Genomic DNA, 14,497 nt, shown 5'->3' on the forward strand with positions numbered 1-14,497 from the left:
CGCGGGGCGTGCTAAGTCAATGATAATAATCTGTGTAAATAGCTGTTTCCGGGGCAAAACGCTATCAAAAAGGGGCCTTTTCAGATGGAAAAAGCATAAGTCAGTTTGACTGAAGAAGCTGCATTTATAGCGGGTTAAAAGCGCAGACCAATTAAAATAATAAACCTTTTATTAACATTTAATTAAAATCTGGCGTTGTTAAAGCCTTTATAACGCGTCAGATCCACGTTACGACAGGAGATGATCAATAAACTGCGTTAAGTCAGCCATCCCTTCGCTTGCCTTTTTCTCCGACGGATTGATGGTCAGCAAATCGGCATAGCCGTTAAGCATCGCACTGATTTGCCGGGCGGTGCGCGGTATATCGGCACAACGCAGCGTTCCATCTGTGACGCCGTCACGAATTATCTCCTCCACCAGCGCCTGCCACGCTGCCGTCATTTGTTCTGCCAGCGCGGCATAGGCTTCGTGATGCGCAGCCATCTGCCAGAATGAAGCATAAAGTTGCCAGGTTGCATCCGGTGCGCTCGGCAGATGACTTTCGAACAGCGTCAGCAACCTCTGGCGGGGTGTGAGTAGATTCAGGGAGTCAGCAAAATTTTCTAAATCCACGTGCATAAAGCGTTCAAGCGCTGCCAGGCAGAGCGTCTGCCAGTTGCTGAAATAGTGATAAATATGACTGCGTGAAATGCCCACCGACTCAGTGAGTTCCCGAGTGGTCACTTTTTCGATCCCTTTCTCGATAAATAACACTATCGCGGCATCCAGGATTTTGGTTCTCAGTGCTTCAGCTGACTCTTTCATCTTTCTCTCAATGAGTGTCACGTTGACTTTGAGCAACTGCTCAAATAGACTGCTTTTCGTTCTTGAGCAACCGCTCAAGACTCATGATATCAGAAACAGAAACTATGCATTCCTCAAAAACGATCCTGCCGGTAGCAAAACCCCGCAGCGCTATTCTGACATTAAAAATGCTCGGCCGTCGCCATAGCCGCAAGCTGTTCCTCACGCTGCTGCTGGTGGTGGCGGAAAATGTCATGTATCTCCTCTATCCGCTGCTGGCGGGCTTCGCTATTAATGCGATTCTCTCCGGCAGGACCTGGCATGCGGTGCTCTATGCGGTGATGGTGTTTACCATGTGGGCCATCGGAGCGGCACGACGCAGCGTCGATACCCGCACCTTTGCCCGTATTTACGCCGGGCTGGCCGTGCCGGTGATTGTGGCACAGCGTAACGAAAACCAGAGCGCTTCCACCATTGCCGCGCGGGTGGCCTTGTCACGCGAGTTTGTCGACTTTTTTGAGAAACATCTGCCGGTGCTGATTACCTCGCTGGCCTCTATGACCGGCGCCGCGGTGATGCTGCTGGCTATCGAGTTCTGGACCGGCGCGGGCTGTCTGGCGACCCTGCTGTTCTTCGCCTGTTTCCTGCCGGGATTTACCCGCAAAAACGATATGCTGTTTGGTCGTCTGAATAACCGGCTGGAGAAAGAGGTGAGCTTTGTCAGCAACGCTAACGCTGCGTCACTGGACCGTCATTATGGCGTGCTGGCCAGCCTGCGGATCCGTCTCTCCGATCGGGAAGCCTGGGGTTATCTGGCCATCGGTAGCGTGGCAGCGCTGCTATTTGCTGTCACCATTGCGGTAATGTCGAACCGTGGCGGGACCAATGCGGGTCATATCTATTCAGTGATGACCTATATGTGGATGTTTGCCATGAGCCTGGATGATGGCCCACAGCTGCTGGAAAAATATTCCCAGCTGAAAGACATAGGTCGCCGGGTAAATACCGGCACGCACTGATTTGGCCGATTCATGCGCTGCCTTCTTTTGGGCGTTGTCTCAGTTGAGGGCTCAAGCAGCCGCCGGAGGGACCGGCGGCAACGGAGGTGAAGAATAACGAGCCGACTCGGGACCGAAAGCGATCACGGCTCAGGGGAGGGGCTAATAATCCAGCTCACCTGGCGCAAATGCTCTGAATGCGTTATCAGATGGCGTATAGCCCAGCACTTCTCGCGTCTGTGTCAGATCAAAGCGCTTAAAGCGGTTATCGGAAATGCCGTAGCCAATAAAGAAGGTGATCTTCTCTGCCTCGACAGCGCCAGTCAGTAATCTGACGGCATCTTCCGGACTCAGCCATGCGCTGTAATCCCTCGCATTATGCAGGCTGTTATCCAGTGCAGGTTCAAACGCCCCGATTCTTAATGCCACACAGCTCAAGCCGTGCTGGCTGGCATAGAAGGCGCAAAGTGCTTCACCATAACATTTGGTGACGCCATACAGATTCGCGGGAGAGACAGCCATGCCAGGATGTATCTGCACATCCGCCGGGTAGCCCTCAATGGTCTGCGCACTGCTGGCAAAGACCAGACGACGACAGCGGTGCTCAGCTGCTGCCCTGAGTATCCAGGTCGTAGAGAGAATATTGGCGGGCAGCAGATCGTCGAAACTGGCCTGCGCATCCGGGATACCGGCGAGGTGGATGACGGTATCGACAGGCTCTTCAGCCAGTAATTTCTCCGCCGCACCAGGTTGTGACAGATCCGCCACAATAAAACGATGGGGTGCGGGTATCGTGTAATCCGGCTCACATAAATCGGTCAGGATAAAACGGTAGTTGTTCTGGCTGGCCGCAAAGAAAGTGCGCCCGATTCGCCCGCTGGCACCGGTAAGAAGGATAACTCTGGTCGTCATCTGCTGATTCCTGTTATGCAAAAGAAGCGCTGAGAGGTCAGTTAAACAGAGATTCCCGACTCGGGCCTGCGTAGCTTTCCGGATTGTGATCTTAAACAGGTCGCTATGCGCCAGAGTGGCACGGATAAAGACCTACGTTACCGCAGCCTTCACTGTGCGCCAGATCACATAAATGGGTTGCTAAGCGCAGCCTGACTTTTTATAGTCTGCCCGCTTCACCCGGACGGGAACACGCTCTGCTTTCTCTCTCCGGCTCACTTCAGTTTTTTCAGTTCTGGCCATTGGGAATCAATTTTGTTAAGAAAAAATCATAAAACCGACGATGCCGGTTTTGTCCGCTGGGCATTACTGGCCCTCGCGCTGGGCGGCTTTGGCATCGGTACCGGTGAGTTCATCATGATGGGCCTGCTGCCAGATGTTTCACGCTCCCTGGCAATTACCGAGCCGCAGGCGGGCAACGCCATCGCCAGTTACGCGCTGGGCGTGGTGGTCGGTGCGCCGTTTATTGCGGTGCTGGCGGCGCGAATGGCGCGTAAATCGCTGCTGCTGATCCTGATGGCGCTGTTCAGTATCGGTAATGTTGCCAGCGCGATGGCTGACAGCTATCACGGCCTGCTCGTGGCGCGTTTTCTGACCGGGCTGCCTCACGGCGCCTACTTTGGTGTGGCGTCGCTGGTAGCCGCCTCGCTGGTGCCGATTGAACGTCGTGGCCGCGCGCTGGCGTCACTGATGCTGGGACTGACGGTGGCGACCCTGATTGGTGTGCCGCTGGGCTCCTGGATAGGGCAGTTATTTAGCTGGCACGTGGTGTTCACCTTTGTGGGCGCAATTGGACTGCTGACCTGCCTGCTGATTGGCCGCTATGTTCCTTACACGCCTGGCGATGTGGATGCGCATCCGCTGCGGGAACTGGGCGCGCTGAAAAACGCGCAGGTGCTACTGACCCTGCTGGTAGGGGCGGTAGGATTTGGCGGGATGTTCGCTATCTTCAGTTATATCGCGCCGACGCTGATTAACATTGCTGGCATCGCCCCCTCGCTGATCCCCTGGGCGATGGTGGCGTTTGGGCTGGGAATGATCATCGGTAATCTGGTGGGTGGCCGTCTGGCTGATGGCCCGGTGCTGAATATTATTGGCTGGACGCTGTTATGGAACGTGCTGGTGATGCTGGCCTTCCCGATGCTGGTTCAGCATGTGGCAACCGGCCTGCTGGCCACGTTCCTGATCGGCACCTGCTCAGTGCTGCTGCCGTCATTGCAGATTCGCCTGATGGATGTCGCCAATGAGTCGCAAACCCTGGCGGCTGCGATGAATCACTCGGCGTTGAACATTGCCAATGCGATGGGCGCGTATCTTGGGGGCCTGACGGTGTCGCTGGGCTATGGCTGGATCTCCACCGCGTGGGTGGGTGTTGCGCTGGGCGTGGCCGGTCTGATGGTCTTTGTGCTCACGGCGCGTCATGCTGCCCGTCAGCAGACTCAACTGGCCTGATATGAGTAAAGCAGGGCGCAGCGATACTGTTTATCGCTGCGCTTTATTAGTACAGGGCCGCCGTATTATTTTTCAGCAATGATTAACCGCATCATTATTGACTCTCTGACCGTTCAGCGAAAATTATCATTCTGTCAGCCCTGATATTTCAAAATGCTCGGAAAATCAACAAGGGCGCTCCGGACGTCTGGATGTTAAAAGTAAATTAAAATAATGTTTGCTAATGTCGGTGAGGCGTGGCTTAATAGCGTCATCGGTTTGGAACACAGACCTTATCAAAGCAGTTTTAGTAAAGCAGTCCTCAGTGCAAGCGATATCACAAGATACCCTTATTCATGAGTCTCCTCCTAAAAGCCTGGTAAGTTACCTTCTGAAAGACAGGCCATCTTCGCCACTTTGTGGCTCATAAATTAAGGAATTATCGATGTCTAATAAAATGACTGGTTTAGTAAAATGGTTTGACGCTGGTAAAGGTTTCGGTTTTATCTCTCCTCAGGATGGCAGCAAAGATGTATTCGTACATTTCTCTGCAATTCAGAGCAGCGATTATAAAACTCTGGACGAAGGTCAGCAGGTCGAATTCACTATTGAAAACGGCGCTAAAGGTCCTTCAGCGGCAAACGTTGTCCCTATGTAAGCCTTAATTATCAATGGTGCTTATCAACGCGTGATGGCAATAGCCTGAGCAGATAAGCCTGATATTGATAATTAATTAAAACCCGCCTTGTGCGGGTTTTTTGCGTTTATGGTTTGCCAGATGCTTACGCGATGTTTTTTGCCCGCGCCAGATATCCGCGCGGGCCAGTAAAAAAATGTTCAGCGCACGCTGGCGACCAGCCACTGCTGCAATTCTGTCAGCTCCGCGCGTTGCTCAGGGAAATCCGCAATAAGCTGATTCAGCACCGGTTCAAGGGCATCGGGCCGATAGGTCACACCCTGCAACCGCTGCGCCAGCGCTTCCAGCGGCGCAGGGTTGAGGCTGTCGCTGAAAATCTGACAGCGGCTGATCACGCCGCGTTCTACATCGAAATGAATCTCCACACCACCCCAGACAAAACGCTGGTCCAGCAGATGCGAGAAATCGGGTGCCTGACCGAAATTCCACTCCCAGCTACTCTGCTTTGCGAACTGCTCTCTGAAACCCGGCAGATCGGGCAGGGCGTCGGGAGAGATCCTCTCTGGCTCACAGCGCTCACCGTAATAGTTGAAAAATGCGTCCGTCACCGCGGAGCAGATCGCCTGATAGCTGATACCCGGCGTTAACTCCGCCAGATTGGTCACTCTGGCGCGCACTGAGGTAATCCCCTTCGCCTGCAATTTCTTCACATCCGGATTAAGGTAATCCGCCAGGCGGGAGAGGTCGGCATCCATCAGAATAGTGCCGTGATGGAAACCGCGATCCGGCGTTTCACGGTAGGCTGAACCGGATATTTTGCGCAGCCCGTCAGCGGTGTTCACCACTAAGTCATTACGGCCAGAGGCCTCCGCGGGTACGCCAAGCGAAGTCAGTGCGCGCAGGATGATCTCAGTCGAGACGCTTTTATCATACTCCGGCTTGCCGGCCATAAAGGTAAAACAGCAATTGCCGAGATCGTGAAACACCGCGCCACCGCCGCTGCTGCGACGTGCCAGCCGGATGCCATCTTCCGCCATGCGTCGGGTATTGCACTCTTTCCACGGATTCTGTGCCCGCCCGATCACCACCGTTTCCGCATTACGCCACAAAAACAGCACCCGCTGGGTGGCCGGCATCTGGCGGAAAATGCACTCTTCTACCGCCAGGTTAAACCAGGGATCGTTGGATTCAGATAACAGTAAACGCAGCGTGGACATCGGTGACTCCCGTTCCTTAAGAGAAGAGGCCCATAAAGCAGGGCAGAAGGCAGAGTGTACCAGCAGGGAAACGGGACTACATGCCTCTTCATGCCGTGATGCTGCGGCAAAAAAAGATAAAATGCCGTCTGCAGAGTAATCGCGGCAGATTGGTGTACGACATTATGACAATATGGATAAGGAGTGTGCTGATTCCCCTGCTTATTTTCCCTTTGAGAGAACAAAAATCGTATGAACGCTTCCGCTGGCATAGCGATGAAGATCACCGCTGCATTAAGTAGCACGCTGATGCTGGCCTGTGTAAAAGAACTCGATGGGGCGATACCGGTCGGCGAAGTAATATTTTTTCGCTCGCTGCTGGCACTGGTGCCGCTGTTAATCTGGCTGCGCTTGCAGGGCAGCGTGCTGGACGGCATTCGCACCCGCAATATCCGGGGGCATTTTGTGCGTGGGCTGGCCGGAACCGGTGGACTCTATTTCAGTTATCTGTCGCTGCTCTACATTTCTCTGACCGACGCCACGGCTATCAACTATGCCGCGCCGCTGTTTACCGTGCTGCTGGCGGCGCTATTTCTGCGCGAAAAAGTGCGTCACTATCGCTGGGTCGCGGTCTTTACCGGTTTCAGTGGCATTCTGGTGATGTTCTCCGGGCATCTCACACTGACGCGCCAGGCAACATTTTCCCTTTCTGCATCGGCGGGTATTCTGCTGGCGTTGATGGCGGCCTTCTGTACCGCCTGTGCGCTGGTGCAGATCCGCTTTCTTAACGGCAAAGAGAAGCCGGGCGCCATCGCTTTCTGGTTCGCTATCACCACGGCCTTAACGTCGCTGGTCACGCTGCCAGGCGGCTGGAAAGTGCCGCATGGCAATCAGCTGGCATTACTGGTGGGATGTGGGCTGCTGGGCGGTATTACTCAGATTCTGATGACTCTGAGCCTGCGCTATGCTGAAGCGTCGTTACTGGCCCCGTTCGACTACACCACGTTAATCTGGTCAGTGGCGGTGGGTTATCTGCTGCTCGGCAATCTGCCAACCTCCACCACGGTGATGGGTGCGATTCTGGTGGTGGCAGGCGGCCTTTACTCGGTGCTGTATGAGCGTTACCGCTTCCGTAAAGCGCGGATAGTTAATGCCAGTCGCTGATCGGCCCGCCCGGCATCGCCTTGTTATTTACCGAGTGATAACGCAGAGTTAATAATTTGTGATCGCGGCGAAGGAACAGTCGGCTGCATTCGTTTACGTTGTGAGCAATCAGAATGTAATCGATTACTTTTTCGTGAGGTTCCCATGATTGCAACAGTGCAGGAGAGAGCAGGCCAGCAGGTGCAGCATAAGCTGCTGGTGCCGCGCCTCTCTCTGATGATGTTTATGCAGTTCTTTATCTGGGGCAGCTGGTCGGTGACGCTGGGGCTGGTAATGACTCGTCACAACATGCCGTTGCTGATTGGGGATGCGTTTTCGGCCGGGCCCATCGCCTCGATTCTCTCGCCGTTTGTGCTCGGCATGCTGGTGGATCGCTTTTTTCCCTCGCAGAAAGTCATGGCGGTGATGAACCTGGCGGGCGCAGCGATTCTCTGGTTCGTGCCCCAGGCGCTAATCGCGGAGAACGGGGCGCAGCTGATCGCACTGTTATTTGGCTATACGCTCTGCTTTATGCCGACGCTGGCGCTTTCAAATAACATCGCCTTTCACAGCCTCGCCAGCAGCGAGAAAAGCTTTCCCATTGTCAGAGTCTTCGGCACCATCGGCTGGATCGTGGCGGGGATCTTTATCGGCGTAACCGGCATTGCTGACAGCGTGGCAGTGTTCCAGCTGGCGGCGCTCTGTTCGGTACTGCTGGCGATCTACAGCCTGACGCTGCCACATACGCCGGCACCAGCCAAAGGATTGCCGTTAAAAGTCCGCGATCTCTTCTGCGCCGATGCCTTCGCACTGCTGCGATTGCGTCATTTCCTGGTCTTTGCTGTATGTGCCACCCTGATCTCTATTCCGCTCGGCACCTACTACGCCTTTACCGCCTCCTGGCTGGCGGATGCCGGCATTCGGGAAGTCAGCACCCTGATGTCACTGGGTCAGATGTCTGAAATTGTTTTCATGCTGATCATTCCACTGCTGTTCCGCCGTCTTGGCGTGAAAGTCATGCTGCTGATTGGCATGACAGCGTGGTTTGTCCGCTATGCACTGTTTGCGCTGGGCATGAGTGATGAGACGCGCACGCTGATTTATCTGGGCATTCTGCTGCATGGCGTCTGCTATGACTTCTTCTTTGTGGTGGGATTCATCTACACCGATCGGATCGCCGGTGAAAAGGTCAAGGGGCAGGCGCAGAGCATGGTGGTGATGTTCACCTACGGTATCGGCATGCTGCTGGGATCGCAAATCTCCGGTGCGCTCTACAATCAGCTGGTGGCGGGTAACGCCAGCCCAGAGAGCTGGGCGATATTCTGGTGGATCCCTGCCGTGGCGGCTGCGGTGATTGCGATTATTTTCTTCTTCTCATTCAAATACCGTGATTAAGCGGTAACTGAACTCAGGAGTCACAGATGAAAACAGTTAAGGGACCCGGCATCTTCCTGTCTCAGTTCATTGCCACCCAGCCGCCTTTTAACTCACTGGCGGGGCTGGCGGAGTGGGCCGCCGGGCTGGGATACCGGGCACTGCAGATCCCCTGCCACCAGCCCGCTATTTTCGACCTTGAGCAGGCAGCGGTCAGCCAGACTTACTGCGACGAGGTGCGGGGAACACTGGCCGGTTTCGGACTGGAGATCAGTGAGCTTTCAACGCATCTGGAAGGGCAACTGGTTGCCGTGAACCCCGCCTACGATCTCGCTTTTGATAATTTTTCGCCTGCCGCGCTGCGAGGCGATCCCGCCCGGCGTACCGACTGGGCCATCGCTACGTTAAAGCGTGCGGCTGCTGCTTCTGAAAAACTCGGCCTGCGCGCACATGCCACCTTTTCCGGCTCGCTCGCCTGGCCCTGGTTCTATCCCTGGCCGCCACACCACGAAGCCCTGTTTGATGAGGCGTTTGCTGAGCTGGCGCGCCGCTGGCTGCCGGTGCTGGATAGTTTTGACCATCACGGTGTGGACCTCTGCTATGAGATACATCCCGGCGAAGACCTGCATGACGGTGTCACGTTTGAGCGCTTTTTGTCAGAGGTGAATCACCACCCGCGCTGCAATATCCTGTTCGATCCCAGCCATCTTCTTCTGCAACACATCGACTATCTGCAGTTCATCGACCTCTATCATCCGCGTATCAAAGCCTTTCACGTTAAGGATGCGGAGTACCAGTTAAATGGACGCAGCGGAGTATATGGCGGTTATCAGCCGTGGCTGGCGCGCGCCGGACGCTTCCGCTCGCCGGGCGATGGCCAGATCGACTTCAGCCGCATTTTCAGCAAACTTGCCCAGTACGACTATGACGGCTGGGCGGTGCTGGAGTGGGAGTGCTGTCTGAAGGATGGCGAAACCGGGGCGCGTGAAGGGGCAGAATTCATCCGCCGGCATATCATCCCGGTGGCTGACCGCGCTTTTGATGATTTTGCTTTATCAGAGAACGCCCCTTCGGTGCGCCATCAGCTGGGTCTGGATCGCGACGTCTGAGGCGGCATGGATTCAAAGGTTTTCTGTGGGTGAGTTTTAAAACAGAGGGATCGCTATGTCTATTCAGAAAATCGCCCGGATGGCGGGTGTTTCGGTTGCCACCGTTTCCCGGGTGTTGAATAACAGCGACAGCGTAAAACCGGCTAACCGGCAGAAAGTCCTTGAGGCGATCGAAGAGAGCAACTATCAGCCTAACCTGCTGGCGCGCCAGCTGCGCACGGCGCGCAGCTCGATGATTCTGGTTCTGGTTTCCGATATCTCTAACCCGTTCTGCGCGGAGGTGGTCAAAGGCATTGAGGAGCAGGCGGAGAAAAATGGCTATCGCATCCTGTTGTGTAACTCGGGCGCGGATATTGCCCGTTCGCGATCCAGCCTGCAACTGCTCTCCGGCAAGATGGTGGATGGCATTATCACCATGGATGCTTTCAGCAAGCTGCCGGAGCTTAGCCAGCTGATAGGCAAGGCTCCCTGGGTTCAGTGCGCCGAACATGATGATAATGGCCAGATCTCCTGCGTCGGGATTGATGATGACGTCGCTGCGCAGTCAGTGGTGCACTATCTGGCCGGACAGGGACGTCAGCGCATTGCGCTGATCAATCACGACCTCCGCTACCGATATGCCCGCCTGCGTCAGCAGGGCTACGCATATCAACTCAAAGAGCAACAACTCGCATGGCAGGCCATCGCTTACGCCAGTGAGTTAAGCTTCAGCGCCGGTAAAGCCGCGATGAATCAGCTGCTGGCGGGCGAGACACGACCGGACGCCGTGTTTGCGGTTTCCGATACGCTGGCAGCGGGTGCCATGGCGGCGATACAGCAGGCGGGTCTGCGGATACCTCAGGACATTGCCGTGGTGGGTTTTGACGGCAGTGAACTGGCCGACATGGTATCGCCGCCGCTGACGACTCTGGCTCAGCCCTCCAGGGAGATTGGCCGTCGTGCCTGTGAGCTGGTGCTGCAAAAAATCATCCGGCCCGACTCTCCGCCACAATGTGTGATCATGCAGGGTGAGCTGGTGGTACGAGCCAGTAGCTGAAGGATTAATCCGCAAAACCTGGCCCCGCCATAACCTCGTCTTTATTGTCTACTAAAACGCGACAGTCATTGCCAGTTCACGCCATTGTGTGACTACCTGGTTTACTTATATGCTGTTTCCATCGAAGGGCATTCGCACTTCCCGAATCAACGAAGGGGCAGAATATGATTGAGCAAAGATTGTCAGAGCAACGCGGCGTGGGCGATCACGGCTGGCTGAATTCACGTCACACCTTCTCTTTTGCAAACTACTGGGATCCAAAGCAGGCGGGCTTTTCAGATCTGCTGGTGATCAATGATGATCGGGTAGCCAAAGGTCGCGGTTTTGGCGCCCATCCTCACAGCAACATGGAGATTATCTCCTATGTCCTGGAGGGCGCGCTGGAGCATAAAGACTCCATGGGCACCGGCTCTGTGATTGTTCCCGGGGATGTGCAGCTGATGAGTGCCGGTAGCGGTGTAACTCACAGTGAGTTCAACCACTCGGGCACCGAGGGTGTTCACTTTCTGCAAATCTGGGTGGTGCCGGCAGAGAAAAATAGTCCGCCAGGCTACCAGCAGGTCTCCGTCAGCGAAGCGGATAAACGCGGTAATCTGCGACTGATTATTTCGCCTGAAGGTGAAAACGGGGCATTGCGGGTGCGCCAGGATATTCGCATCTATGCGGGACTGTTCCAGGGGGATGAGCAGCAGACAATCACTCTGCCGGACGACCGCTATGCGTATATTCATGTGGCGCGCGGCAGTGTCAGGGTAAATGGCCTGCAATTTAATGCCGGAGACGGTGCGCGGGTTCGCGATGAGAAAACGCTGTCGTTCAGTCACGGTGAAGGAGCGGAGGTGTTGTTATTCGATCTGCGTCCCAACGAAGTGAATCATCCAACCCGTTAAAGTGAAAACTGCGCGGCTGTCACCGCGCAGTTTTTTTGCATCACTGCGCGTTAAGAAACGCCAGCAGATCCTGATTCAGTTGATCCTGATGCGTCACCGCAAAACCGTGCGGCGCATTGTCATAAACCTTGAGTTCAGCACCTTCAATCATCTCCGCCGCCACTTTGCCGGTGGATTCAAACGGAACGATCTGGTCGTTGCTGCCATGAATCACCAGCGTCGGCACATTCACTTTCGCTACGTCAGCACGGAAATCGGTCTCAGCAAAAGCGGTGACGCAATCAACGGTGCTCTTCAGCGAAGCGAGCAGCGCGATGTTCAGCGTCTGCGTCATGACGCCATCAGAAACGGTCTGTCCGGCATTGGTACCATAAAACGGCGTAGCGAACTCTTTGATAAACTGCGCGCGATCCTTAAGCAGGCCATCACGAATTCCTTCAAACACCGACATATCGACACCCTGCGGGTAGTCTGCCGTTTTGCCAAAGATTGGCGTGACGGCACCCAGCAGCACCAGTGCCGCGACGCGATCGCTGCCATAGCTGCCGATATAGCGCGTGACGTCGCCGCCACCCATTGAGAAACCCACCAGCGTCACATTCTGCAGGTCAAGATGGGTGATCAAATCGTTGATGTCAGAAGCAAAGGTATCGTAGTTATTACCGGTCCAGGGCTGATCAGAACGACCAAATCCACGACGGTCAAAGGCGATAACCCGATAACCGTGCTCCGCCAGGAAGTTCATCTGGCTGTCCCACATATCGGCATCCAGCGGCCAGCCGTGGCTGAACAGAACCGGCTTACCGGTGCCCCAGTCTTTAAAGTAGATCTGTGTGCCGTCGGTCGTTTTAAAGGTGCTCATGGTATTGCCCTCTGTATGACGTGATGTATGAAAAGATGGTGTGCCAGTCACGCTGGCGCCACCAGATAGCGAACCTCGGGTGAATGTTCACCCTGATGAAAAGCGAAAACCCGTCGCTCTATCTTTTTGTCGTTGATGGTGTAGCGCTCTTTCTGACGCAGATGCTCGACCCAGGAGCCGACGACAAACGTCTCAACGAAAATGCCGGGCTGCAGAATATCTTCATACAGTGACCAGTTGATGGCGCCACCGCGACGCCTGACCCGCCGCATATCCTGCATGCAGACGGTAAAGGCATGTGCATCATCAATAGTAATCCGGTATTCGTAATTCACCATCACCGGGCCGCGTTCGTGACGAATATCCAGTGCGGGCGCGTTGACGCCATCACCAATCATATCGAGATTGAGGTCGGGATCCTGGTCGAGCCGCCAGCGCCAGACGGTGCTGCTGGCCAGCACCATGCCCAGTGCGGCGATGCAGAGCGACAGCGGAATGCTGAAGTGCGAGGCGAGCTGTCCCCAGAGTGCGCTGCCAGCGGTCATGGAGCCGAAGAACACCGTCAGATAGACCGCCAGCGCGCGAGCTTTTACCCATTTCGCGGCGCTGCGCTGTGCGCCGAGATTCAGCGTCGAGAGCACGGCAATCCAGGCAAATCCGGTAAAAAATTCAAACGCATTCAGTAGCCAGAAGTGGCGTACAAAAGCCAGAGCCAGCATGGTCAGGGCGAAAACAAGACTGGCGAGTACCATCAGGCGATCGGAGCTCAGGTGACGACGCAGGCGCGGCAGCAGCACCGCGCCGGTAATCGCGCCAACACCGATACAGGCCAGCATGATGCCGTAGCCGCCAGGGCCAAGGCCGAGTTCACGACGCGCCACCAGCGGCAGTAATGCCCAGCCCGCGCTGCCAAACAGGAAGAAGGCAAAGGTTCGCACCAGCACATTACGCAACACCGGTGCCGCGTGAACGTAGCGCAGTCCGGCACGCACCGCCGGAAAGAAGTGCTCAGGCGGGAGGCGCTGCACGCTCGGCTCCGCCTTCCAGCGCCAGAGCACCCAGGTGACGCCCAGCACTGATAGCGCATTCAGCAGGAAGACCATCCAGGGACCGGTGAACGAGAGGATCAGGCCACCCAGCGCCGGGCCGATGGCACGACTGATATTAATACCGAGTGAGTTAAGGGCAATGGCCGCGCCCAGCTCCGGTTTCGACACCAGATCCGGCACTACCGCCTGAAAGGGCGGTGAACTCATGGCGGCACCGGCGCTCAGCAAGAAGGCTGCCACCAGCAGCACCTCGGGAGTGACATGGCCGGTCCAGGCGAGCACCGTCAGTCCACAGGCGGCGATAAAGGTCCATAGCTGGGAAAACAGCAGATATTTGCGGCGGTCAACGATATCCGCCATCACGCCTGATGGCAGCGCGAACAGGAACATCGGCAGGCTGCTGGCCGCCTGCACCAGCGCCACGGCCAGCGGATCGGCACTCAGCGTCAGCATGCTCCAGTTCACACCCACATCGTTCATCCATGAACCGATGTTGGAGACGACGGTGGCGATCCACAGCATGCGGAACACCGGCCTGCGTAGCGGCTGTAACGGCGAAATCTCGCCAGCGGCCTGGACCTCAGGCTGCTCCTGCTCCAGCTGGTGGATATCATTAACCTGTGCCATGACGAACCCCCTGATGTTTCACCGCGCCGATTCGCCAGCCGCCAGGCCCGGTCAGCGCCAGCGTGGTAAAGATAATCAGCAGCAGCCAGCCGAACTGGCCTTCCGCCAGTGACCAGCCAGGGTGTACCACCAGCATCGCGACCAGCAGCACCGCGATGATCGGCAGGCAGGCAATCCGGCTACCCCAGCCGAGAATAATAAAGATCGGGCAGATGACTTCTGCCACTATCGCTGGCAGCAGGCTCATCATCGGTCCCAGACCAAACGGGTCTTCTATACGCGTCAGTTCTTCGCTGAAATGCAGAATTTTCGGCAGTCCATGCACCTGTAACAGCAGCAGGCTGCCGGTCAGGCGCAGGAAGAACAGCCCCGCGTTGATGCGGGGCGATTGAGTGATAGCGTTATTCATGA

General features: G+C 55.8%; 14 protein-coding genes. 8 read left to right on the forward strand and 6 right to left on the reverse strand.

The window, feature by feature from the left end:
- Positions 1-228: 228 nt before the first annotated feature.
- Positions 229-804 (reverse strand): TetR/AcrR family transcriptional regulator, encoded by a 576-nt coding sequence (locus tag PAG01S_RS14515; protein WP_062759236.1) that lies wholly within the window; start codon positions 802-804, stop codon positions 229-231.
- 104 nt (positions 805-908) lie between these two features.
- Between PAG01S_RS14515 and PAG01S_RS14520 the strand changes: the two genes are divergently transcribed.
- Positions 909-1,802, forward strand: coding sequence for an ABC transporter six-transmembrane domain-containing protein (locus PAG01S_RS14520; RefSeq protein WP_062759238.1), 894 nt, complete (start codon positions 909-911; stop codon positions 1,800-1,802).
- A gap of 141 nt (positions 1,803-1,943) precedes the next feature.
- On the opposite strand, the gene PAG01S_RS14525 is transcribed toward PAG01S_RS14520, so the two are convergent.
- Positions 1,944-2,693 carry an NAD-dependent epimerase/dehydratase family protein gene (locus PAG01S_RS14525; protein ID WP_062759240.1) on the reverse strand — a complete coding sequence of 250 codons (750 nt, stop codon included), beginning with the start codon at positions 2,691-2,693 and terminating at the stop codon, positions 1,944-1,946.
- 294 nt (positions 2,694-2,987) lie between these two features.
- Here PAG01S_RS14525 and PAG01S_RS14530 point away from each other — a divergent pair, with 294 nt between their 5' ends.
- Together PAG01S_RS14530 and cspE are read left to right on the forward strand one after the other, a co-directional pair.
- Positions 2,988-4,184 carry an MFS transporter gene (locus PAG01S_RS14530; RefSeq protein WP_062759242.1) on the forward strand — a complete coding sequence of 399 codons (1,197 nt, stop codon included), beginning with the start codon at positions 2,988-2,990 and terminating at the stop codon, positions 4,182-4,184.
- Positions 4,185-4,608: 424 nt separating this feature from the next.
- Positions 4,609-4,821: a transcription antiterminator/RNA stability regulator CspE gene (gene cspE, locus PAG01S_RS14535; protein WP_062759244.1), complete on the forward strand. Its 213-nt coding sequence runs from the start codon at positions 4,609-4,611 to the stop codon at positions 4,819-4,821.
- A gap of 179 nt (positions 4,822-5,000) precedes the next feature.
- Here cspE and lplA read toward each other — a convergent pair whose 3' ends face one another.
- Positions 5,001-6,017 carry a lipoate--protein ligase gene (gene lplA, locus PAG01S_RS14540; RefSeq protein ID WP_010247208.1) on the reverse strand — a complete coding sequence of 339 codons (1,017 nt, stop codon included), beginning with the start codon at positions 6,015-6,017 and terminating at the stop codon, positions 5,001-5,003.
- Positions 6,018-6,248: 231 nt separating this feature from the next.
- Between lplA and PAG01S_RS14545 the strand changes: the two genes are divergently transcribed.
- The 5 genes from PAG01S_RS14545 to PAG01S_RS14565 all read left to right on the forward strand — a co-directional run bounded on the left by PAG01S_RS14545 (position 6,249) and on the right by PAG01S_RS14565 (position 11,548).
- Positions 6,249-7,160 (forward strand): DMT family transporter, encoded by a 912-nt coding sequence (locus PAG01S_RS14545; RefSeq protein WP_050679372.1) that lies wholly within the window; start codon positions 6,249-6,251, stop codon positions 7,158-7,160.
- A 144-nt stretch (positions 7,161-7,304) separates the two neighbouring features.
- Positions 7,305-8,534, forward strand: coding sequence for an MFS transporter (locus tag PAG01S_RS14550; RefSeq protein ID WP_062759246.1), 1,230 nt, complete (start codon positions 7,305-7,307; stop codon positions 8,532-8,534).
- Between the two features lie 26 nt (positions 8,535-8,560).
- Positions 8,561-9,622, forward strand: coding sequence for a sugar phosphate isomerase/epimerase family protein (locus PAG01S_RS14555; protein ID WP_062759248.1), 1,062 nt, complete (start codon positions 8,561-8,563; stop codon positions 9,620-9,622).
- A gap of 55 nt (positions 9,623-9,677) precedes the next feature.
- Complete coding sequence (locus tag PAG01S_RS14560) at positions 9,678-10,658, forward strand: LacI family DNA-binding transcriptional regulator (protein WP_010247197.1); 981 nt, start codon at positions 9,678-9,680, stop codon at positions 10,656-10,658.
- Between the two features lie 164 nt (positions 10,659-10,822).
- A complete protein-coding gene (locus PAG01S_RS14565) occupies positions 10,823-11,548 on the forward strand; it encodes a pirin family protein (protein ID WP_050679368.1) in 726 nt (241 codons plus the stop codon).
- Positions 11,549-11,588: 40 nt separating this feature from the next.
- On the opposite strand, the gene PAG01S_RS14570 is transcribed toward PAG01S_RS14565, so the two are convergent.
- From PAG01S_RS14570 to PAG01S_RS14580, 3 genes are read right to left on the reverse strand one after another with little or no spacing between them, the layout of a single operon-like run.
- Positions 11,589-12,410 (reverse strand): alpha/beta fold hydrolase, encoded by an 822-nt coding sequence (locus tag PAG01S_RS14570; RefSeq protein WP_010247190.1) that lies wholly within the window; start codon positions 12,408-12,410, stop codon positions 11,589-11,591.
- A 47-nt stretch (positions 12,411-12,457) separates the two neighbouring features.
- Positions 12,458-14,086 carry an MFS transporter gene (locus PAG01S_RS14575; RefSeq protein ID WP_033780208.1) on the reverse strand — a complete coding sequence of 543 codons (1,629 nt, stop codon included), beginning with the start codon at positions 14,084-14,086 and terminating at the stop codon, positions 12,458-12,460.
- Positions 14,073-14,495, reverse strand: a complete 423-nt coding sequence (locus PAG01S_RS14580) for a DoxX family protein (protein ID WP_010247185.1) — start codon at positions 14,493-14,495, stop codon at positions 14,073-14,075. The genes PAG01S_RS14575 and PAG01S_RS14580 overlap by 14 nt, the downstream gene beginning before the upstream one ends.
- Positions 14,496-14,497: the final 2 nt, after the last annotated feature.

It is taken from the genome of Pantoea agglomerans NBRC 102470 (assembly GCF_001598475.1).
Classification (GTDB): Bacteria; Pseudomonadota; Gammaproteobacteria; order Enterobacterales; family Enterobacteriaceae; genus Pantoea; species Pantoea agglomerans.